The organism is Rhizobium sp. K102 (assembly GCF_022385315.1).
Lineage (GTDB): Bacteria > Pseudomonadota > Alphaproteobacteria > Rhizobiales > Rhizobiaceae > Rhizobium > Rhizobium croatiense.
The window spans coordinates 144,272-164,684 of the sequence record NZ_CP092432.1 but is presented as its reverse complement, the minus strand read 5'-3'; the positions used below and the strand labels follow the sequence as shown (position 1 = coordinate 164,684).

20 protein-coding genes and 3 pseudogenes are annotated in these 20,413 nt (G+C 59.3%); 6 read left to right on the top strand and 17 right to left on the bottom strand.

Annotated features, from left to right (window positions below; translation table 11 throughout):
• Positions 1–42 precede the first annotated feature (42 nt).
• Positions 43–231 carry a hypothetical protein gene (locus MHI61_RS00815; protein WP_239789264.1) on the bottom strand — a complete coding sequence of 63 codons (189 nt, stop codon included), beginning with the start codon at positions 229–231 and terminating at the stop codon, positions 43–45.
• A 113-nt stretch (positions 232–344) separates the two neighbouring features.
• Positions 345–604: pseudogene (locus MHI61_RS00810) on the bottom strand (toprim domain-containing protein); the annotation flags it as partial.
• A gap of 310 nt (positions 605–914) precedes the next feature.
• Between MHI61_RS00810 and MHI61_RS00805 the strand changes: the two are divergent.
• From MHI61_RS00805 to MHI61_RS00795, 3 genes are all read left to right on the top strand, one after another.
• Positions 915–2,105: a DUF1173 domain-containing protein gene (locus MHI61_RS00805; protein ID WP_012489493.1), complete on the top strand. Its 1,191-nt coding sequence runs from the start codon at positions 915–917 to the stop codon at positions 2,103–2,105.
• Positions 2,106–2,617: 512 nt separating this feature from the next.
• Positions 2,618–3,064: a hypothetical protein gene (locus tag MHI61_RS00800; RefSeq protein WP_029875463.1), complete on the top strand. Its 447-nt coding sequence runs from the start codon at positions 2,618–2,620 to the stop codon at positions 3,062–3,064.
• Positions 3,054–3,626 carry a PIN domain-containing protein gene (locus tag MHI61_RS00795; protein WP_010067915.1) on the top strand — a complete coding sequence of 191 codons (573 nt, stop codon included), beginning with the start codon at positions 3,054–3,056 and terminating at the stop codon, positions 3,624–3,626. Before MHI61_RS00800 ends, MHI61_RS00795 begins: the two co-directional genes overlap by 11 nt.
• Positions 3,627–3,669: 43 nt before the next feature.
• Here MHI61_RS00795 and virB11 read toward each other — a convergent pair whose 3' ends face one another.
• The 13 genes from virB11 to MHI61_RS00730 are packed head-to-tail and all read right to left on the bottom strand — an operon-like array spanning position 3,670 to position 13,797.
• Positions 3,670–4,698, bottom strand: a complete 1,029-nt coding sequence (gene virB11 / locus MHI61_RS00790) for a P-type DNA transfer ATPase VirB11 (RefSeq protein WP_012489491.1) — start codon at positions 4,696–4,698, stop codon at positions 3,670–3,672.
• 8 nt (positions 4,699–4,706) lie between these two features.
• Positions 4,707–5,879: a type IV secretion system protein VirB10 gene (gene virB10 / locus MHI61_RS00785; RefSeq protein ID WP_012489490.1), complete on the bottom strand. Its 1,173-nt coding sequence runs from the start codon at positions 5,877–5,879 to the stop codon at positions 4,707–4,709.
• An 8-nt stretch (positions 5,880–5,887) separates the two neighbouring features.
• Positions 5,888–6,745, bottom strand: a complete 858-nt coding sequence (gene virB9 / locus MHI61_RS00780) for a P-type conjugative transfer protein VirB9 (protein ID WP_009996879.1) — start codon at positions 6,743–6,745, stop codon at positions 5,888–5,890.
• Positions 6,742–7,413, bottom strand: coding sequence for a virB8 family protein (locus tag MHI61_RS00775; RefSeq protein ID WP_239789248.1), 672 nt, complete (start codon positions 7,411–7,413; stop codon positions 6,742–6,744). Before MHI61_RS00775 ends, virB9 begins: the two co-directional genes overlap by 4 nt.
• Position 7,414: 1 nt before the next feature.
• Positions 7,415–7,696 (bottom strand): hypothetical protein, encoded by a 282-nt coding sequence (locus tag MHI61_RS00770; RefSeq protein ID WP_012489488.1) that lies wholly within the window; start codon positions 7,694–7,696, stop codon positions 7,415–7,417.
• A 39-nt stretch (positions 7,697–7,735) separates the two neighbouring features.
• Entirely contained in the window at positions 7,736–8,668 is a 933-nt protein-coding gene (locus MHI61_RS00765; protein ID WP_239789247.1) for a type IV secretion system protein, read from the bottom strand.
• Between the two features lie 2 nt (positions 8,669–8,670).
• Entirely contained in the window at positions 8,671–8,904 is a 234-nt protein-coding gene (locus tag MHI61_RS00760) for an EexN family lipoprotein (protein ID WP_009996882.1), read from the bottom strand.
• The gene (virB5, locus tag MHI61_RS00755; protein WP_009996884.1) at positions 8,901–9,602 is read right to left on the bottom strand and encodes a P-type DNA transfer protein VirB5; all 702 of its coding nucleotides are present in this window, start codon (positions 9,600–9,602) and stop codon (positions 8,901–8,903) included. Before virB5 ends, MHI61_RS00760 begins: the two co-directional genes overlap by 4 nt.
• Positions 9,599–11,965 (bottom strand): VirB4 family type IV secretion system protein, encoded by a 2,367-nt coding sequence (locus MHI61_RS00750; RefSeq protein WP_029875460.1) that lies wholly within the window; start codon positions 11,963–11,965, stop codon positions 9,599–9,601. The genes virB5 and MHI61_RS00750 overlap by 4 nt, the downstream gene beginning before the upstream one ends.
• The gene (locus MHI61_RS00745; protein WP_010068249.1) at positions 11,958–12,296 is read right to left on the bottom strand and encodes a type IV secretion system protein VirB3; all 339 of its coding nucleotides are present in this window, start codon (positions 12,294–12,296) and stop codon (positions 11,958–11,960) included. The genes MHI61_RS00750 and MHI61_RS00745 overlap by 8 nt, the downstream gene beginning before the upstream one ends.
• Before the next feature lie 5 nt (positions 12,297–12,301).
• Positions 12,302–12,601, bottom strand: a complete 300-nt coding sequence (locus tag MHI61_RS00740; protein ID WP_009991942.1) for a TrbC/VirB2 family protein — start codon at positions 12,599–12,601, stop codon at positions 12,302–12,304.
• 14 nt (positions 12,602–12,615) lie between these two features.
• The gene (locus MHI61_RS00735; RefSeq protein ID WP_009991940.1) at positions 12,616–13,257 is read right to left on the bottom strand and encodes a transglycosylase SLT domain-containing protein; all 642 of its coding nucleotides are present in this window, start codon (positions 13,255–13,257) and stop codon (positions 12,616–12,618) included.
• 3 nt (positions 13,258–13,260) lie between these two features.
• Complete coding sequence (locus MHI61_RS00730) at positions 13,261–13,797, bottom strand: hypothetical protein (RefSeq protein WP_012489484.1); 537 nt, start codon at positions 13,795–13,797, stop codon at positions 13,261–13,263.
• A gap of 98 nt (positions 13,798–13,895) precedes the next feature.
• Here MHI61_RS00730 and MHI61_RS00725 point away from each other — a divergent pair, with 98 nt between their 5' ends.
• A complete protein-coding gene (locus MHI61_RS00725) occupies positions 13,896–14,267 on the top strand; it encodes a hypothetical protein (RefSeq protein ID WP_012489483.1) in 372 nt (123 codons plus the stop codon).
• A 760-nt stretch (positions 14,268–15,027) separates the two neighbouring features.
• Positions 15,028–15,210: a hypothetical protein gene (locus tag MHI61_RS00720; RefSeq protein ID WP_009993909.1), complete on the top strand. Its 183-nt coding sequence runs from the start codon at positions 15,028–15,030 to the stop codon at positions 15,208–15,210.
• A 110-nt stretch (positions 15,211–15,320) separates the two neighbouring features.
• Here MHI61_RS00720 and MHI61_RS00715 read toward each other — a convergent pair whose 3' ends face one another.
• Positions 15,321–16,241, bottom strand: coding sequence for a zincin-like metallopeptidase domain-containing protein (locus MHI61_RS00715; protein WP_029875459.1), 921 nt, complete (start codon positions 16,239–16,241; stop codon positions 15,321–15,323).
• A 294-nt stretch (positions 16,242–16,535) separates the two neighbouring features.
• Here MHI61_RS00715 and groEL point away from each other — a divergent pair.
• A pseudogene (gene groEL, locus MHI61_RS00710) lies at positions 16,536–16,762 on the top strand (chaperonin GroEL); the annotation flags it as partial.
• Between the two features lie 747 nt (positions 16,763–17,509).
• Here groEL and MHI61_RS00705 read toward each other — a convergent pair.
• Positions 17,510–20,307: pseudogene (locus MHI61_RS00705) on the bottom strand (EAL domain-containing protein).
• Positions 20,308–20,413 lie beyond the last annotated feature (106 nt).

Genomic DNA, 20,413 nt, shown 5'->3' with positions numbered 1-20,413 from the left:
CGAAATGCAAGCATCTCCTTCAGCCGTATGGACAGATGGCGCTTACGCGCCATCTCCCGCCGCTTGCCAAACGGAGATGCCAAGTCGGCGAGCCTTGTCGGCCAGATTGCCGGTAATGCCGGAGCCGGGGAAGATGACGACGCCAGCCGGCATGACCGAGAGCATGTCGTCATTGCGGCGGGAAGCCAGGGAAGAAACCTGAGCGACCCGCTGAAGGCCCGCCCGCCGCATGGTAAGGGTCGCCTCTCGGCAGGCCCGCGGGGCGGGCGCCTACCCGTGCGGCGACCGGCAGAGACCGGCCATCCTGTAGGCCCTCACGCCCTCACCTTCCCCGTCCGGCTCGATCATGCGGGCAGAAAGGCCAGAGCGTTTTCCAGAACGAGCTGCGCCCTGAGATTAGCGATGAGCCGTTCCGGGCTGAGCCGGCGCAGATCCTCGTTGAAGTCGCCGAGCTCCGGGGCAAGCACTAGCGGCAGGATCCCCAGCGCCTGGGCGCGGCAGCTCAATCCCTCGATACGTGCCGGCCGGCCGCATCGACGTCAGCTGCGATGTAGAGACGCCGGCAGCCATCGGGCAGTCGGAAGGCGGCAAGGTGATTGGCGGTTCAGCGCCGGCCGGCTCGAAGGGCTGGGTAGCCCGCGATTAGAACTCACTTTATGCTGGCGCAGCCTCTACATTTTGACGGGCTGACGTCTAATCAACGCACCGTTGACTTCTAATTATCATGATCGTTAATTTTAATTTTTGGAGGCTGGAATGCACGTATCTTCTTTCCTGCCTATGGCGTTGAAATCGGCCCCAGCGGCCGTAACATTTACATACTAACTAATTTGCGCTAGTAAAGTCCGCGAAGCTCATGCTACGCCTTCCTTTTACGGCTCGATCAGCCTTTGGTCAGGCAAGGGAGGAACGACGTGCGACAGTTTTTGATCGGCAACCAGGCGTTCGACGACAGTTCTCCAGAGTTTCTGCCGCAGCTCGAACGCGCTTACGAACAGAAGCTCAGGCCATTTTGCCCGTGTCGGCAACCGCCGGTGCCGATGTACATTGCCCGGATGGATGGCCAATTCCTGATCAAACGCATGCCGCTCTCAGGCCGGCAGCATGATCCCGGCTGCTCGTCTTACGACCCGCCGTATGAGCTATCCGGCCTCGGGCCGTTGATCGGCAACGCCATCCAAATCGACGCGGCGACCGGTGCGGCAACGCTGAAACTCGATTTTTCGCTGTCGAAACGAGGGGGCCGATCGACGTCGACATCGCCTTCGGAGCCGTCGGAGACTGTGCGAAGCGAGCCCAAGAAGCTCTCGCTCAGGGCGATGCTCCATTATCTCTGGGACATGGGGGAGCTGACGGAATGGACCTCGCTATGGGCCGGGAAACGCGGCTGGGGGCGCGTGCGCAGCAGTCTGGTGAACGCGGCAAAGCAGATGATCGTCCGCGGCGGCCCTCTCAGCGATATCTTGTTTGTCCCGGAAGTGTTTCATCAGGACGACAAAGAGGGGATTTCAGCGCGGCGTGCGGCTATGTTGGCCGGTGCCCAGTTAACCGGTCCCGGTCCGCGGAAACTGATGATGACCGTCGGAGAGGTAAAGGAATTTTCCTCAGCGCGCGATGGCCAGAAGATGCTGGTGCGCCACCTGCCTTTCCCCTTCATGCTCGATGAGGGTGCGTGGAAACGGTTGAATGCCCGATATGAAACCGAACTGGAACTGTGGCGATCCAACGAGGGGTTTCATCTCATCGTCATCGCCACGTTCGGCATTTCGGGAGCGGGGATAGCTTCGGTCGAGGAAGTGGCGCTGATGGTGGTCAACGAGAACTGGATCCCGTTCGAAACCATCCATGAACAGCGTCTCCTGGAGCGGCTCTCAAGCCTGAAGCGAAGAAGCGTGAAAGGACTCCGGTTCGATCTTTCGCGCGACCAGCCGATTGCCTCCGTGACCTTACCGGAGGCAAAGCCAGCGCCGATCGCCATGTTCATCGTTCCGACGAAGGCCGACGAAGACTATGACGTTGCACTGAATGAGATGATCGCCGCGAGAGCCGAGATGACGCCGTGGATCTGGCGTGTGGCCGACGGCGAAATGCCGCGGCTGCCATGATCCACACCAGCCTCCTTGGTCAGCGACGTAGGCGCCCTAAAAGGAAGCCATCGCCCGGGCGATTTCGAATGCGTGAAGCTATATCCCGGTCAAATCGGCCCAGAGAACTCTCTGCCATTTCTGCATAGCTGCACTGCACAAAAAATGTTTTACCAAGCGGTCAAAATATGAGCATATTGTCTCCAGTTGATGCAGTCGATGGTTTTCCTCCCAGTGCCATCGTATCAGCTGTTCCCCTCTGGAGGTTATTGACCTTCACACCTTAAAGGGCCCTGGTTTTCCAGCGGCCCTATTTTTCTGCATAGTTGGTGAGGCGGCCCCTTTGCATTGCACGATCACATCGGAAGCGGAGCGCTTGCCGTTGGCGGTAACCCACGCTTCAAGTTGGCGGGTCGAGCTCGTTCGCCGCGCGCTCCTATGGCACCCGGAAATCGGAGATGGAAAGGGGAAGACATTTCAGTTATTGCAGTTATGAGCGACTTGCCCTATATTCATGGTCAGAGGTGTTCGCCATGACCAGCCATGTTCTTCAATTTACCAAGTTGTCTGATCGCGACCGCAAGGCCGTCGCGCCTATGCCAAATCTGGCGGAGGGCGACCAACTGGAACTACGGATTCGCCGTGAAGGTGGACAACTTCAAACCCTTTTTCTCCCTGCCTCGGCTCTCGCGCCTGTCGAGGCACTCCTCGATCATCTGTTGCGCGGTAAGCGCGTTGCCGTGCTCACGGAAGATCAGGAATTGAGTCCGACCGACGCCTCCACCATCCTCGGCATCTCACGTCCTCTCGTGGTGCTGCGCATGGATCGCGGCGATCTGCCCTTCCGCTATGTCGGCAAGCACCGCCGAGCCAAGTTGAAGGATGTTCTCGCGCTCAAGGCCAAGCTCGATGCTCGCCAGGAAAGCCTCGACGCGCTGGCCGAGGACACAGAGGATCTGATCGTCAATCATGGCCTCTAAGCCGCCTGTTGCGGTCTATGATGCCTGCGTCCTCTACCCTTTCCATTTGCGTAATGTCTTGGTCCAGTGTGCTTTCGACGGTCTCGTCGACGCACGCCGGACCGACGACATCCACGCCGAGTGGATTCGCAATCTGGCCATTCGGCTCACCCGAGATACCCTTCTGGAAGCGACCCGTGATCGGATCAAGGACGTTTTGCCCGATGCCGATGTCGGCAACCATCGAATTCTCATCCCCGACCTCTCGCTACCGGGTCCGGATGATCGTCATGGTTTGGCTGTAGCCATCGCCGGAAAGGCTTCTGTGATTGTCACGGGGAATCTCAAGGATTTCCCAGCCGCGGACCTTCGGCCTCATGGGGTGACCTGCGTATCGCCAGACAATTTCCTCGTGGGCCTCCATTCCACCTTTTCGAGCGCATTGATCGACAGCATCAGGCGCGCCCGTTTGAATTTACGCAAGACGGTGCCGGCGGTTCACGAATTCATTGATGCACTGGACCATCAGGGGCTCCGCGCGTTTTCAGTGGTCCTGCATGACAAGGCCGCACAATTGGACTGACGGTCGAGACCGACAGAATTGTTAGAGGCCCGGACGCAACCCGTTAAGCTCGATCCGACGAAGAGCGGCCGAGGTCAGTCGCGACGTCTCGATAGTAGATCTCGCTCACCCGAAACCGGCCGTCGATCCGCTTGCATTGGATGATGATGTCGACCGCGATCGTCAGCATCTCGCGGATGTCGTGCCGTTCGAGGTCCCCACCACCCTCCGACTCCTTGACCAGCAAAGTCAGCTGCTCAAAAGCGAGGCGGGCCGAGTCGGCATGGACCGTGGTGATGGAGCCAGGATGGCCGGAGTTGACATTGCGGATGTAGTAGAATGCCGTCCCGTCCCGCAGCTCCTGCAGCAAAATGCGGTCGGGCCGCATGCGCAGGCAGGATTCGAGCAGGTCCTTCGCGCCGACCTTGGCGAGCCCCTGCCCGCCTTTGGAGTAAAGGAGCCGAACATGGTTGGGCTGCGGGACCACCAGCTCGGGAGTGTCTTCGATCGAAATAATCCGCTCGCTTTGCGGAATGTGGCGGATCAGCGCTTTCGATAGAGTTGTTTTTCCCGACCCGGTGGCGCCGGAGATGATGATGTTCTTTCTTGCAAACACCGCCTCCCGGAGAAACGCCTTGTAGGCACCGATGCGATAGTATTCCAACAGCCTATGGTCTGATCGTCGCCCGTCGTCTTGGGCCGGCACAACATCGGCGAACAATCCCCCATGATCGAGATCCTCCAGGGTCAACGACACGGAGGATGGCTTACGGATGGTGATGCTGACGGTTCCCTTCGTCGTTGCCGGCGGGATGACGATCTGAATTCGCTCATCATCCGGCAAGGTCGCCGACAGGATCGGTCGCGTCTCGTCGATCGACTGATTGGAGAAGCTCGCGACCGAGCGGGCGAGACGCATCAACCTGTCGAAAGAGAGTTCGGGCATCTCATAAGTCTGCCATCCCTCCCTACCCTCCGTGACGACCTGCCCCGGCCGGTTGACGATGACCTCATAGAGCGTCTTGTCGCGCAGGAAGCGTGATAGCGGCGAAAGCAGTTCTCGCACGACGCCGGAGTCGGCAGCTTCAGTCATTGCCGAACCTATTTTGTCACGAGCTTCGAGGAGGGGCCGAAATCCCCAAGCACGGCGCGGTCATAGACGCGATTGCGGGGCTCCGTCACGCGAAGCCGATAGACGCTGGAGAAATCGAGATCGCGCGCCACGAAGATCGAAACGAGCTCGCCCTGATGTTTCATGAGCGTCGGCGGAATGTTGATCGACTGCTCGACGGCGATCGCCGCTGCCTGCTGACCGGCGCTGGCGGTGTTTTGCGCGTTGACATCACCGTCCTGCAGCCGGCTGCTTGCGTAGGAGCTGGCATCGCCGACAATCGACAGGAGCATTGCGCTGCCAAACCGCTCCCACCAATGGGTGTCGACATAGCCGTCGATGCCGGCGCGGCCGAGCGCATCGGTTGCAGGCGACGCCAAAGTGATGATCACGCCTTTCGGTGTCTTCGCCCGGCTCCAGAGGACGAACAGACGCTTTTGTCCACGCCGAATTCCGCCGCGATATTCACCGACAATCTGCGTGCCTTTTTCCATCAGCACAACGCGGCCGTTATCTGAAAGAACGTCCCGGTTGATGACGCAGCTCGTGAACCCCGGCTGATCGGAGGAGAGCGCGGTCTCGAGAACGCAGGGAATGGATGTCCCCATGGCGACGATGAAATCACGATTGCCCAACGTGCCGGCACGCGATCCCTGCAGTTGCGTCGGCGTCAGCAAGCGGTTGAAGTGCTGGTCCTCGTTTTCGCCCTGCGAGCCGAGGTCTGCTTGATTGTTGCCGAGCGGCACATAATTCGAGGCCTGATCCGACGCCTCGCCCTGATCCTGCCGCCGCGTTGCCGGCGATTTCTCGCCGCCATAGGCGATGACCGGCGCACGGCGGGCCGCATCGAGCAGCTTGTCGCCGTCGGTCGGCGCCTGCTCGGCGGCGACAGGCGTCGGGAGCTGGACCTGCGGCGGTGTCGCCACCGGCTGTGGCTCCTTCGCCGGTTCGAAATCCGATGTCTGCCGGATGACAACGCGCTGCTGCTCGGCACCGTCTGACGGCTTGTCCTGCCCTCGCATCGACCAGAGAGCGAACGCGACAAAGACGACGATCGCCAAGGCGACAGCGCCGCGTTTGAGGATCGGGTTATTGTCGAGCCGGCCGCCGGCCGACGTCTCGGCGCGCTCGCCCGGAATCTGGGTAATCTCTTCCTCGGCCATGTTACCTCCTATTGCGCCGCGCCGGGCGGCACTTTGACGACGCGCTCGACCGATGGTGACGTCGTGTTGGTCTCGGGATTGGTGCCGACGCGATCGTAGGCTTCGTTGAAGACGCAAAGCACGTCGCCGCCACGGCGCAGTATGAACTTGCGGCTGATCGCGTGAACGAGGACGAGATTGCCGTCGACTGACTTCGGAACCAGGCTTTCGCTGCCGTCGGAGTTTTCCATATAGATCGCCGGCATTTCCTGGTTGCCGGCAAAGGCGAAGGTGGTGACCTTGCCGTTGTCATAGACCGCTTGCGGTTCGAGCGCCTGGGACCCTTGCGCCGAATAACGCCAGTTGCGCGGTCCATAAGCTTCGTGAAGGGCAAGCACGCGATCTGCCTCGCCGGCCTGTGCCGCCTGCGCGCGCGCAGCTGCTTCCTGCCGGCGCCGCTCCGCCTCATCAGCGGGATAGCGGTATTTTACATAGAAATAGGTGTTCTGACCGGCTTCGACGCTGCCGTCGCGGACGGTGAGTTCCATCTGATAGCTGCGGGTCGAGCCGTCCCGTCGTGTCGTCACGACCGAGATATTCGTCACCGGCTGATTTTCCCTGGGCTTCAGGAACAGGATGTTGCCGGCCGGCGCCACTTCCCAAGCAACGCTGTTGCCAAGCGCCACATGAGCGATTTCCTCGTCGGCGGCGAATTCGATTTGCACCGAAGACCGCAGCGTGCCGACGACTTTGGTGATGTTATAGGGCTGGTAGTCGACGAAACGGATGCGGCTGTCCTGCGCGGCGCCGCGCGGCGTCTCGAGGGCGAGCGCTGCAGACGAAAACCCGGTGGCCAGGATGAGCGGAAGGAGAAAGTGCGGTCTCAATTGATGGCCTCCGGATCGGCGCGATATTCGCTGACGACGAAGCCGAGCGGATTGGTCAGCCGGTCGGTCGAGGACATCGGAGCGTTGGCATAGGAGAAGGTCAGGGTCGCAACCCAGTGCGTGGTGCGCACCTCGTCACCGCGGGTCACGGTCCTCATATAGCGGACGGATGCCACATTGGCGTTGATCAGCGAGATGGAAACAATGTTGATCCGCGACGTGGCGCTGCGGCCATAAATGTTCTGCGGGAATCGGGATTGCTGCCGCGGTAGACTGTGGCAAATCGAGTTCTGCTCCGGCTGCGTCGATAGCAACGCGACAGTGCGAAAGTTCTCCTCGCCTTCACTCCAGACATAGCCTTCGCGGGCGCGGACATATTTGGCCGCGAAATATTTGGTGACGGCCTCGTCGTAGGTGCCGGCGGTGGATGTCAGCGCCGAGACCACATCGACGATGCCGGTGGAATTGTCGACCCGCACGACGAAGGGCTCGACGGTTTTCAAAGGCGTGAGGCCGGCAACAGCAAAGACTGAAACGGCAGCAAGGATGCTCGCGCAAACAGCGACGAACCAGGCAATGCGGGCGGAACGCTCGACCTGGATCATCCGGTCCTGATCGAACCGGCGGGCCTTGTCGAAGTAACTTTTGAGGTTATCCGTGGTCACCATGTCACTCGCCCTCGCATGGACGGTAGGAGCCCGCGACATCGAAATGCGCGAAAGCGGCCGGCGTAACTGAGGACGGCTCCTGCACATAGGCAGCGGCGTGACTGGTCGGCTCAGCGGGAACGGCCCGGGTCGCCGGCTGCTCGCCTCCACTGTCCTGCCATTGCCACATGGCGCGGTTCAACGGCCGGCGGGAATAACCATCACATTTGGGTAGCGGGTGGGACATCGAACCGCAGCCTACGAGACCGGCGGTCAGCAAAAACGACAAAACGATTCGGAGCATCCAAAAAACCTGTTCAATTGTCTGAAGCGTTGGTGACCGTCATTCGGTCCGGCCTGGAGTCAGGCGGCGGCCGACGGAACGCGCGCCGCGGCCGGCCGCTCTCACTGTGCGGGATGTCGCCCAGGCGAGCGTGCTTTCATGCGCATCGCGGGCGGCGCCGTAGCCGTAGGTGAGCGACGCCCCGCCCGCCGCAAGAGCCGAAGCAATGCCGGGCAGTTGGTAGAAGACGTAGAGGGCGGCAACGCAAATGGCGCAGAGCGCGATCGGCCGCATCAGCACGTCGCTATAGCTTTCGATCGCCGTAAACGTCGTATCGATGCAGGTGATCAGCAGCGAGCCGATGGCAACGACCAAGACCTGAAGGATGACGAAATTGACGAGCTGGCCGATCCAGGATTCCGTGAATTGGCGGGTCGACTGGAACATGGCGAGCGCGATGAAGATCGGACCTATTGCCAGCACGATGGCAAGCGCCAGCCGGGCATAGAGCGAAACTATATAACCGATCGCCGCGACAAGAAAGCTTGCGCCGATAACCAGTAGGCCGCCCACGCCGGTGACGATATCGATAGGCCAGGAGCCCCGCGCCCATATCTCTTTGGCGCATTTCTGGCCCTTATCGAGCAGGCTGTCGAAGGTCGACGCGCTCGGCGCCGTGCCCGAATTCAGCGCCTGCGAGATTTCGCGCGGCAGCGCATCGAAAAAGATATTGGTGACGTAGGTCTGATAGTCGCCGGCGTTCCTCACCAGCATGACGATGATGGCGAGCTTCATCGCCCGGAAGGCGAATTCGAGGATCGGTTCCTGCACGGAGCCGCGCAGAACGAGATAACCGTAGAGCACGACATAGAGGGTGAGTGCCGCCGTCAGCGGGCCGCTGACCCAGCTGGCGATATTTGAGGTGCCGGAGGAAATGAAATTTTCGAGCGGTGTCTTGAACTGTCCGTCGACGAAGCTGAAGACCTGATACATCGTCAGCCTCCCAACGATTTGCCCATCCGCTCCAGCCGCAGCTTGCCGTCGGCTGCCTCGGCGTTGCGGCAATTGGGCGTATCGCGGAGTTCTCCGGGATTGTTACGGCATTCGCCGATAATCCTAGCGAGCAGAGCATCGTCCGCCATGAGCTCATCGACGGTGTAAATCTTATCCGCCTGTGGGGAGCAGGCCGCCAGTAAAAGCATGGCCGTGCCGGAAAGAAACCACCTCATTTGAGCGCCGCTCCCATCGTGTCCATGCGCTTGCGCCAGTCCTCGGCCTTGCGTTGGTCGTCGACCTGCACCTGGGCCTGCTGGACCATCTGCAGGCCCTGCATGCGCAGGACGTCGGTTTGCAGGAAGGCGGTCTCGGCCTGGAGGCGGGCCTGCAGATCGGCGATGTCCTTGGCGTCGGCAGCACTGGAGATTTTCTGGCGAAGCTCATCGATGCCGTCGATGCGCTTGGTCGCTGCATCGTAGATCTGCTGGCCGAGGCTCATCTGCCCGGCGTTCTGGTTCTGGATGCGCGACAACTCCTGCGCATAGAAATCGTCGGCATCGGTGCGATAGCTGGAGTTGTCCTGGCGGAATTTCGAAGCGGAACTGCCGAAGACGCCGCTGCCGGAACCTTTGAGCAGCCCCTCGATCGCGTTAAAGTCCTGTGGAAGCGCCTTGCGGATCGACGGATCGTTCAGCAGATTGGCGACGTCGGCCATGTTGGTGATCTTGTTCAGCGAGCCGTAGAGCTGCTGGGCCTGCTGGAGCTGCTGGTTCAAGGTGTCGAGCTGGGACTTCAGCTGCGTGATGCTCTCGATCTGCTTAGCGATCGATGTCTGATCGATGACGGGGATGCCTTGGGCCGATGCCAGCATCGCCGACGCCAAAAGAGCGGCCGATACAAACAACGGCCGCATCGTTCCTGTTCGGATCATGCTGTCTTCCTCCTCTGGTGAAACACGGCAAGCCAGTCCTCCCGTCCCTCGCCGATCTCCAATCGGATGGCATCGGCAAGCTCGACATTGGCCGTCCGGCCGGAGAGGATGGCGAGTTCGTCGTCGAAGCCGTTGAGGTTCAGCTCGGCGACGACGCTGTTGTGCCCCTGCTTGACGATGAAGCGGCGGCTCTCGACGGAGAGCTCGCGCGAGACGAGCTCGAATTCGCGCTCGGTCAGCTTGAAGCCGTCGACATAGTCGGCGCGGTCGCCGCGCGGGTTCGGAAGAAAGATCTGGGTCGGGCACTGCTCGATGATCGTGTGGGCGATCGGCGAGACGATGGCATCGCGCGGGCTCTGGGTCGCAAACAACATGAGACCGTTCTGCTTGCGGATCGTCTTGAGCTTGTTCTGGGCGAGATCACGAAAGCCTTCATCCTGCAGCGCCTTCCAGAACTCGTCGATGACAATGATGATGCGACGCCCGTCGATCAGCTGCTCGATGCGATAGAACAGGTAGGCCATCAACGGGGTGCGGATCTCCTCATTGTCGAGGAAATCGGTCATGTCGTAGCCGATGAACCTGGCGCCGATACCGATATCGTCAGCCTCGTTGTCGAAGACCCAACCAAGCGGCCCGCCCCTCTCCCACCGTCGCAGACGTGCGGCAATGCCCTCGGGATCGGTATTGTTGAGGAAGGTGCGCAGGGCGCCGATGGAGCGACGCTCCACCGGCAGGTCCGCCACCCCGTCGATCGCCGAGGTGATGTCGCGCAACTCGGTGATCGACAATTCGCCAGATCCGGATCGGACCAGCTTGGTGATCCAACCGGTTAGGAATACTTTGTTTTCCGCAGTGAATTCCAGTGCTTTCAACGGCGCGCAGCCGGTGGCGACACCATTCCTCAGCGGCAGATAAGTACCGCCGGCTGCGCGTACGAAGAGATCGGCGCCGCGGTCCTTGTCGAAGAAGACCATATGAGGATCGTGCTTTTCGAGCTGCGACAGCATGAAGTTCGACAGCACCGTCTTGCCCGCACCCGACGGGCCGCAGACGAAAGTGTTGCCGAGGTCGCCGTGGTGGAAATTGAAATAGAAGGGTGAGCCGGACGCGGTCTTGAGCATGGCGACGGCCGGTCCCCACTCGTTGCCGTCCTTCTTGCCCGCCGGATAGGAATGATAGGGCGCCAGGGCTGCGAAGTTGCGCGACGTGATCGCTCCCGAGCGCGCGCGATAGCGGAAATTGCCCGGCAATTGCGCCCACCAGGCGGCCTCGAGCCCGAGATCCTCGCGGGCGACGACCGCGCCGCCGCTGGTGAGATAGGCGCGCGCCTTCGCCATGTGATCGGTCAGCTCCTTGACCGAAGGCGCGAAGACGGCAAGCGCAAGGTGATGTTCCCCGAAAACGAAGCGATTGGATTCGAGATCGTCCATCGCCTCGCCGAGTTCCTCGATCTGCGAAGCCGCCTTGTCGCCGGCGCTGACCATCTGGTTCTGCTTGCGGCCCATGATCGTTCGGGCATCTGCCTTTGAGGTGAAGGCGAAGGACTGCGTCAGGATGAGCTCGAAAGGTGCGGTCAGGATAGCGTCGAGCATGCCGCTGCGCGTCGTCGCCGGATATTCCTTGAAGCCGAACATGCCGGCATAGCGGCTGTCGGCCTCGTGACGGATCTCGACGGTCTCACGCCCGAAAATGACCCGGTCGGAATAGATTGCCGAGGAAATTCGTCCCTCCGTCAATGGGATCGGCTCCCGCCGGCCGCCGACGATCTGGTGGAGCACTTCGCTCGGCTCGGAGAAAAGGATCCCGTCCTGTTCGTGGAGGGTGAGCAGCCGCGGCTCGAAGCGCTGCAGGCCGGCGACGACATCCGCCACGCGGTCACGCAGATGCTTCAGAGCCTGCCCGTCGAGCTCGGTATCGGATCGGCGGGCCTTGCGCAGCCGGGAGAGAAGCCTGGCCGCCTTTTCGGCAGGATCCCGGCCGGGATGCCAGACAAGGGTGAGGTAAAGATCGTTGCGAAACAGGTCTTCCCTCACCATGCGCTCGCGGTATCGCGCGTTCAGACCGTCGGAGAAGGGATTGGCGAAGCGTCCCTCGGGATAAGCATTGTCGCGGCGGCGCACCACATGCGTCCAGAGCGCCAGCCGCTCGTCAGCGATATTGCGATAGAGCGTGTTCAGGCTGCGGTGCAGGCCGTTGAGGTCCCTGACGTCTGATGTCTCGAAGGAAACGCCGTCGAGAGCGATCATCGTCATCAACGCTCGGGATTCGAGCGCAATGGTCGTCTCGTCGACATGCCTGACATAGGGGATGAAGGTTTCCGGCCCGAGCTCGCGCGACCGGAGCGTTGCAATGTTAGACAAAGCTGAGATCCCTTTCGTCATAACGTCGGATGAGCGCCAGGGGCGAGAGCGTGGCCCCGCCCCAATAGGCGGCATTGCGGGAGCGGCCGCGGGTTTCAATCCACGCAATCAGGATCCGAAACATGTTGTGGTCGTGTTTGACGAGCGCGCGAAACAGGACATGGAAGACGATCCCGACCAGCGCGTAGGCGATTGATCCCGCGGTGATGTAAAGGATGGTCGTCAGCATGATGTTGACGCCCATCGCCTCCATCGTCACGCCGGCGATCATTGCCGGGCGCGTGCAGGCGAGAAACAGCGTGTCGTCTTCGAGGATCGGAATGCTCGCCATGGCGCTCAATTCCCGACGATGGTGTTGACCAGTTCGGTGGCGCCAAAGATGCCGCCGATCCCGATAATCCAGAAGCCGGCCCGCCTCAAATCCATGTAGCCGAACATCCAGGCGATGCAGATGATGATGACGGCGATGACCGCCAGCAGACGGGCGATATTGCCTGTCAGCATGTCGACGATGTTCTGCAGCACGGTTTCGATGCCGGCGGCCTGGGCGAAAGCTGGCTCGACCAAGCAGATGACAATGGCGGCCGCCATGAGCGTGGATGCGGCAAGGGGGCGAAGACTGGCTTTGGAGATCATTCACTTTGCTCCGATCAATCATTCTGGAAAACGAGAACCGTGGATCGCCGCCCTGAGCTGAAAACATCCCAGGATGCGGCCTCAGCGGTTTGGGAGGATTGTTTCGCAAGCGCCGGCGGCGCCTCATCTTGCGTCGGCACGCCAGACCCGGCCTGGTCAGCGCGTTCGCCAATCGTGAGCGAGGCAAGCGTCGGCAATAACTGCTTTGCTTCCTGGCGTACCTGCTCGTCATATTTGACCATGGCGCCGAGGGATCGATCATCGCGGCCATAATAGGACTGGAGCATCACCCTTTCGGCCTGAGCCGGATCCCCCGCGCGTAATGCGGCGCGGTAGTATCCGTCGAGAAGCGTAGCCGTGGCCTTGAGGTTCATGCAGGGATCGAAGGCGTCGACGACGGATAGCTTCAGTTTTTGGAGCGCCTCGATGCCAATACCGCCAAGGCCGATCTGAATATCCTGGCGATCGGCAATCAGAGACGTGGCAACCTCGATCGCTTCGGCCTTCGATGCGGGTTGAGCGGCGAGTGGCGGGGCGCTGTTGATGCGGATGGCGAAGGGCTGAAACCGGCTCTCAAGGCTGACAATGCCGGCCAGCGTCTCGACCTGAACCATCGGCGCACAGGTTTGCGCGATTTCGACGAATGCAGCACCCATCGGTCAGTACCAAACGCGCTGTTTACCGGCGCCGTCGATGGTGACATCGACATAGTGCGGCTGCGATCGCACATTCGGGCGCGTTATCGGATAGCCCATGCACTGGCGGTGCCCGTCCACGCGCTGCCAATGTGGCGACAGGACCGAATTGTCCCGGGAAGCATAGTCGTTCCCATCCCAGCAGAGGCTGTTGCTGACCGGCTGCGGCGATGTCGACACGCAGCTTGCTTGCCGACCGCCGCGACCGCTATCAGTCGTGAGCTTGTACCCCGCATCGCAATAATAGGGTTCATAGACCGGCCGCGAACTCTGAAAACCGACGCCGCTACAGGTCGGGAATGAGTGGCCCTCGGCAAGCTCCCGCCACAGCTTCTGGATCGGCGGCCGGCATTCTGCATATTGCGTCGGCCCGCCGGGATTGGAAAGGCATAGGATAACCTGGCATCCCCAATCCTCGGCCCGCGCTTTACTGCCGAAAATAAGATAGGGTGGCGCAACGAAGCAGACCGTAAGCAGTGAATTCAGGAGAAGGCTTTTCATGAACAGGATCCTTCGAGACGATGGCGCCGTATCGCGTTTCGGGAGACCCAATCCGCCTGCCCGCATTCATACTGCCGTATATAACATAGTTAAATGACATGACAAGCGCGATTAAAACGCAATGGCACAACCTTGCCTTCTCGGGACTTATTCTCCATGAGATCCTCGACCATCCGCTGGAGGACGAGACCCCGCAGGCGAGGCTGAAGCAGATCGGCATGATGACGATCCTCTACACCATGACTCAGGCCCACCAGAAGCTAACACTCTCTAATATCATTGAGATTACCGAACTAACACGCAGCGGTGTGAAGGAGACGGTCGACCTTTTGGTAAAGCGGGGAATGCTGGTGGAGACGATGGGGAAGAACTCCATGGGCCGCGGGACGGCGCGGCAATTCGAGATCTCTGAGGACCTCCTGAGCAAGCTGAGCTCTTTCCGCACCAGCCAGGAGGCGGGGTTAAACTGACTGATTTTCGGCTTTAATGGAGTGAGATGCGAATCATCTGGCAGTCCCGATCGTATGGTTGCCGGCAGCGATCCGGGGCAACCCGCCCGCAGGCGGGTTCCACTCAAACAATGAAGAGTATCGGAGAAATCAGCATAGCGGCGCCGTCAGGCGGATTTCGGGAATTCTCGACACGCTAAGGGCGGAACAAGGGCAGCCGCAGGAGCCTCAGCATAGCGGCCGTCAGGGAGGCGGGACCGACTGCCCCCGCCCGTGCGTTCCCTATCTCCGTCGCCGCTCAGCATATGGAGCGCGTTGCGCACCGGCGAACTCGGCTGGAACATGACCTACCGGTGAGGGCGCCGATGGTTGGCTCTCCAGTGTCTATCCGGCATTACGCGCCAAGCGAAAACAGATTTCATGAACGGGTCCAACGCGTTTGGACGGAGAGATCGCTAATCCCAGGCAGGATCTGACGAAACAGGAAAGACGTTGTTTGCAGCTTTTATCCGACGGCGATAGTGACGGTGCTATCCATAGGAGACTGAAACTTATCCATTCAAACCGTCCGCCTCCATCTTTCCAATGCGCGCCAGCGGCTGCAGGCACCCGCTCGTGTTGAGGCCGCGGCCAAAGCTGTCAGCGCAAATTTATCAAAGCAATATTTTTTGCTAGTTCCAAATAGATCATCCGACGACCCGCTGTCATCAACGCTTCTCTCGATGCTACGCACGACGACTCGTTCGCGCGGGACATCGTTCTCGTTCGCCCTCGGCGGACGATGGCTTCCGCCATCGCGATGCTAAGGGAGGATCTGCCGGAGGAGGTTGTAAGCCTGCACAGTCGCGTGATTTTCAGCATCGACGGTCGAGGGGATGCGCTGGTTCTCACCACGGGCCGCATGACGACGCCGTCGGAATACTTCGCGCGTCACTTCAATATGCCGGTGAACACGCCCCACTAGCTGCGCGAGGTCAATGCCTGACGATTTTAGACGCCGGTTCGCGGGATAGGAGCTTCCGGCCGTCGGGTCGCGGCAGTGGGCGGCGTCCGGGTGGCGAAGAAGGAGACGGCTCACGCCGCCTCCTCCTCGTTGAGGTCCGGCTGCAAGTCATGCAGATAGTCGACCGCGCGCTGGGCATGAGCTGCCGCTGAAAAGATGGCACGCTTGTCGCTGCCGAGAACCTTGAGCCAGTCATCGAGATAGCTTGCATGGTCGGGGCGTGGTTCGAGCTCGGGGACGATACCAAGATCGGCGCAGAGAAAGCAGCTGCCGAGTTCGGCAATGAGCTCTTCGCGGGCGCGTTCGCTCCTGTCTTTCGCATAGCGGCTGAGATCCCGATCGAGCCTTCGCGGTGCAGCGGTCCAGTGCGTCATCTCGTGACTGAGAACGGCGACATAGGATGCATCGTCCCGGAAAGCGTCGAAGCACGGCATCTGGATGTAGTCACGGGCAGCAGCATAATAGGCCGCCGATCCTCCATGGCGGATCAGGGCGCCGGTATTGGCAAAGAAGCGGCCGGCAGCACCGATGCGGCTCATCCAATCCTGGTCAGGCGCGATGGAATGGGCAAGGCCATCAAGGCCGGTGATCTGGTCGGTGTTGAACACGGTGTAGGTTTTGAGGAAGGGGATGTCGCGTTCGATTTCGGCGCCTGTCTCCGTCGTCTCGGCGCGGATGAAAGAGCTGGCGAAGACGACGGTCGTGCCGGTTTCGCCCCTGCGGACGGCGCCGCCGAGCTCGATTGCCTGGCGAAACGTCATCCACCTTGGTGATGCAAAGCCGCGGGCGATGGCTTCAGACCAGAGGAGCAGAGCATTGATGCCGGTGTAGGGTTGGCCATTGTGGCGCAGTGGCCGGCTGACCTCGGCTGTCCAGCCTCCCGTCGTCCATGGCTTGGTCCATGGACGGACGCCCTGTTTGAGATCGGCGATGATCTTGGTGGTGATGCGGCGGTAGATATCGGATCGTTGATTGGATTGCTGCCTGTTCATCTCTGAACCTCCGTTCGAGGTCGCGGCCATCGCGACCTGCTACGGCGGTCCAAAAGCCAGGCTGCAAGTGCGGCCAGCACCCGCAGGGCCGCAACGAAGTGAAGGACGGCAAAGCCGTTGCGGGCAGCGCGAGCCTGGCAGGACCAAAAGCCGGGGCAGGACGGGATGCAGCAACACCACGGCGAGACAGGTTTGAAACCCAGGCAGAAATGAAAAATCCAGTCTATTACGCAAGGCGGGAGCGTCCGGGATGAATCGATGGACCCGAAGCGTGGCATCGACCTTGCGCGGCCGTTCCTCGTCGACGCAATGGAGAAGGTTAGCAACGAGAGTGCCATTTCGTCGAGGAAGCCAAGACCGCCGAGACCAAACTCGTAGTCTTCGCGCGCATGCAATTCGACCCGTACCTCAGCCCCTACTTCGTCGCCAACCAGGACAAGATGCGGGTAGAGTTCGAGGATCCGTATATCCTCATCCACGAAAAGAAGCTATCGAACCTGCAGTCCTTGCTGCCGGTAAGTTGAGGTCTGATGGAGCATTCCAATCGGCCGACCGCCTTCAGCAAATAGGCAGAACCATTACGAAATCACGGCGCAATCACTGGCGTTTTTTTTTCCGCCACCCGTTCAAATGGCCGAAAGTTTCGAGTTGATCGAATTGAAGCTCCCGTGTTCGGGAAGTGGTGGGATCCGGGAACGTTTGGCAAGATTCAACGAACCACTGGCCGCCACGCCCAGAGAGGGTCATAGGGAATACGATGACAAGCGCGGACGCTCAGTCGTTCAGTCAGGTTGCGAGCACGTATCAGCTTGGGATCGGTATGACTTCACATAGCGCCTCCAACTGATTTACGGCACTAGCCAAATCGTGAAGTTCCGATTTCAGCGATTGGATGATGTCGAAATGTCCGGAGCCATTCGAATTCGCAGTTGAACTTTTCAAATCCGCAGAATTTCTATTCGGATGGGGAAATGGGATGAGCTTTTGCACGGTTATGCTTTTGACGATATTGACTCAGAATAGTAGATTGTACTGGGCAAGTCTTTGCAATGGCAATCGAAAGCGAAAACACGTCAACGTATGTTTCGTCGCGCAATTCGGTACAGGGCCTGCATATTTCGGAACATCAAAGCACCTGAAGTTTTAAGTAATTCCTATTGGTCCGCGTTTTATCCAATCGCCCAGAGTAGTTTGGGCTTCCGTTGGATGAGTGCGGTATAAACAGCGCCGCAGGTGGCGTGGTTCCTGCGCGCTGTTAGCCGTAGGCTTCACGCGGTTCGGGTCCCAACAGATGCGGGAGGCAAGCGCATGAGTGCCACCCCTTCCTCTGCGGGCATCGGCGTAAGATGGGAATCAGCGCGAGAGAACTCGGGCACTGCGTTTGCAGCGAGAAGTTCGGACTTCGGGATGGGCTTGCTATAGTAGAACCCCTGTGCCACAGCGCAGCCGCTTTCAGCCAAGAATTTTTCTTGATCGACCGTCTCCACGCCCTCAGCGACTACATTTTGCCCTAGGCAGCGCGCAATTGAGAGAATTGCCTTGACCAGTTCTCTACTTCGCTTGTCGGATCGATTGATGAATGACCGGTCAATTTTGAGGGTATCAATGGGAAAGTTAGCCAAATAGCTCAGAGATGAGTAGCCGGTGCCGAAATCATCGATCGCTATGGAAATTCCGCTCGCATGCAATTGAGAGAGTGTCGTCGAAACGCCCTCGCAGTTATGGAGCAGGAGACTCTCAGTTATTTCAACCTCGATCCACTCCGCACGACAACCGGTTTCCTGCAATACGTCCGCCACCGTTTGCGACAAACGCGGGCATTGAAACTGCTTAGGAGACAAATTTATCGCAATCTTGTGCGGGGGCAGTCCATCTGCATTCATGACGGCAGCCGTGCAACACGCCTCATGCAGCACCCATCGTCCAAGATCGATGATCAATCCCGTTTCCTCGGCGACACCTATGAATTCTCCCGGAGGGATCATTCCCATCTTCGGATGATGCCATCGTAGCAGTGCTTCTGAACCGATCACCTTTCCGTTGTCCAATAGGACCTTTGGCTGATAATGGAGTTCAAGTTGCTCATGTTTCAAAGCTAGGCGTAGGTCTGATTTTAGCGCTAGGCGCTTTTCAGCCCCAATCGTGAGATCCTTTGAGTAGAAGCGGAAGTTGCTACGCCCCGAGCGCTTCGCCAAATACATCGCAGAATCCGCATATTTCACCAAATCGTCGGGAGCGTCGCCGTCATTTGGAAATACCGATATCCCGATGCTGCAGGATACAAAGATCTCCCTGTCGGAAAGCATGAAGCGTTCGCCGAATGCGGCAAGCATTCTGCTGGCAATTTGAGCCAAATCGTCATTGTCCTGAACATTGGGCAGCAAGACTGCAAATTCATCTCCACCGAGTCTCGCCACGGTGTCGCTGGCACGGACGCCTTTTTTCATGCGTGTCGCCACCTGCCGCAGCAACTCGTCACCGACGGGATGTCCCATAGTGTCATTGATCGCTTTGAAATGGTCCATGTCGATCAGCATCACCCCGGCTCGCTGGCCCGCCGAAGCCGCGTCCCCGATCATCTCGCGTAGCCGTTCATTGAAAAGTGTCCGGTTAGGCAGGCCGGTCAGAGAATCGTAGAATGCCATCTGATGGATTTTCTTACGGGACGTGTCCAGTTCGGTGATATCGCGGGCGACGCCGAGGATCCCCATCAGCTTTCCCCCGTGAATACCGGAACCTTACGAGTCTCCAAAAGCGTTGATCGACCGTCCTCGTGAGCGGTAAACCGTTCCTCATTGATGAGAATACGGCCGGCTTGCATGGCCTCCTCATCCTTGTCACGAAAAAACTGGGCGAGTTCGGGAGTAAACAGGTCATAATCCGTTTTCCCGACGATTTCCGCTTCTGCCTTGCCGACCAATTCTTCGAAGGCATGATTGCACAACAGATATTTGCCTGTTACGTCTTTCAGCCATACCATATCCGGAATGGTCTGCAGGACACTTAGGAGGCGAGCCCGAGCTTCAATAGTCGTGCCCTCGGCGTGCTTTCGTTCGGTAATATCGCGAGATAACACCAGAAAAGTGACGGTTGAGTGATTGCTGCTTGGTCGCCTTGCGACCGACAGTTCAAACCAACGGGATTCGCCGTTTGGTAGGGCTATACGGACACAACGACCGTAGGAGGCGCCGGTTTCATCGGCTTCTTCAAGAGCCAGCATAGCGATGTCGGCCTGATCTGGAGGGAGCACATCGCGGACAAGCTTGCCGAGCAGCACTTCTTTTCGCTGCGCCAGGATCTCCTGATTCCTTGCCCAGACCTGCAGGTAGCGACCGTCGGCATTTACCTCGAACAGAACGTCAGGAATGGCGGCAATAATTCCCTCTGCGAATTCAAGAGCCTCTTTGAGATCATGCTCCGCACGTTTTCGCTCTGTGATGTCCAACATCGCGCCAACCAAGCCGATCCTGTTACCAGCGATATCAGTGATTGCGGTCTTGCTGAGTAAAAGATCAACGACACCACCATTCTCGGTGGTGGCCTTTGCTTCATATTGCTGAACACCGCCATTTGCAAAAAGCGCCTCGTCCAACGCGGCATACGTCTCGGCTATGGGTGCGGGCACCAAATCGAAAACGGTTTTTCCGATAATATCTCCCTTTGAGCGGCCGGAGAAGCTTTCGAAGGCCCTGTTGCAACCAAGGTGTATCCCATCTCTGTTTTTGAAGAAGACGGGTAACGGGATCGCGTCGAGTACGACGGCACTGGACATCTCTTCGGCGTTGAATGGCAAGTCGACGTTTGTCGCAGGATGCCGGGGATTCGCCCGGAAAGCCTTCTCAAACGGTTGCTTCAGACTTGCGACATCTGCGTCGTGACCGTGCGATGGCCGGACAACGGAGGCTTCCGAAAATGGCGGGGCCGTGCCCGTGGCAAGCGGAGGGCTGGCATTGACCGCGTTGCGGAAGGCTCCACGCCCCTGGTCGATTTGAGCATCAGTCGCCATCTGCACTTCCACAGGCTGTTCGGGGCGGGATGTGCGTTCCGATTGACGTACGTGTTTCATGTGCCTGTCCTGCTTTGTCACGTGGCTGAGCAATCATGCGTCAAGCCAGCATTTTGTTAGGACCGCACAAGTCATTTGGCGGAGTACCATGCCGCTACCCCACCGG

Coding starts and splice junctions, on each gene's coding strand:
- MHI61_RS00815 (WP_239789264.1), bottom strand. CDS start 231: ATGCGGCGGGCGGGCCTTCAGCGGGTCGCTCAGGTTTCTTCCCTGGCT.
- MHI61_RS00800 (WP_029875463.1), top strand. CDS start 2,618: ATGACCAGCCATGTTCTTCAATTTACCAAGTTGTCTGATCGCGACCGC.
- MHI61_RS00795 (WP_010067915.1), top strand. CDS start 3,054: ATGGCCTCTAAGCCGCCTGTTGCGGTCTATGATGCCTGCGTCCTCTAC.
- virB11 (WP_012489491.1), bottom strand. CDS start 4,698: ATGACTGAAGCTGCCGACTCCGGCGTCGTGCGAGAACTGCTTTCGCCG.
- virB10 (WP_012489490.1), bottom strand. CDS start 5,879: ATGGCCGAGGAAGAGATTACCCAGATTCCGGGCGAGCGCGCCGAGACG.
- MHI61_RS00775 (WP_239789248.1), bottom strand. CDS start 7,413: ATGGTGACCACGGATAACCTCAAAAGTTACTTCGACAAGGCCCGCCGG.
- MHI61_RS00770 (WP_012489488.1), bottom strand. CDS start 7,696: ATGCTCCGAATCGTTTTGTCGTTTTTGCTGACCGCCGGTCTCGTAGGC.
- MHI61_RS00765 (WP_239789247.1), bottom strand. CDS start 8,668: ATGTATCAGGTCTTCAGCTTCGTCGACGGACAGTTCAAGACACCGCTC.
- MHI61_RS00760 (WP_009996882.1), bottom strand. CDS start 8,904: ATGAGGTGGTTTCTTTCCGGCACGGCCATGCTTTTACTGGCGGCCTGC.
- virB5 (WP_009996884.1), bottom strand. CDS start 9,602: ATGATCCGAACAGGAACGATGCGGCCGTTGTTTGTATCGGCCGCTCTT.
- MHI61_RS00745 (WP_010068249.1), bottom strand. CDS start 12,296: ATGGCGAGCATTCCGATCCTCGAAGACGACACGCTGTTTCTCGCCTGC.
- MHI61_RS00740 (WP_009991942.1), bottom strand. CDS start 12,601: ATGATCTCCAAAGCCAGTCTTCGCCCCCTTGCCGCATCCACGCTCATG.
- MHI61_RS00735 (WP_009991940.1), bottom strand. CDS start 13,257: ATGGGTGCTGCATTCGTCGAAATCGCGCAAACCTGTGCGCCGATGGTT.
- MHI61_RS00730 (WP_012489484.1), bottom strand. CDS start 13,797: ATGAAAAGCCTTCTCCTGAATTCACTGCTTACGGTCTGCTTCGTTGCG.
- MHI61_RS00725 (WP_012489483.1), top strand. CDS start 13,896: ATGACAAGCGCGATTAAAACGCAATGGCACAACCTTGCCTTCTCGGGA.
- MHI61_RS00720 (WP_009993909.1), top strand. CDS start 15,028: ATGGCTTCCGCCATCGCGATGCTAAGGGAGGATCTGCCGGAGGAGGTT.
- MHI61_RS00715 (WP_029875459.1), bottom strand. CDS start 16,241: ATGAACAGGCAGCAATCCAATCAACGATCCGATATCTACCGCCGCATC.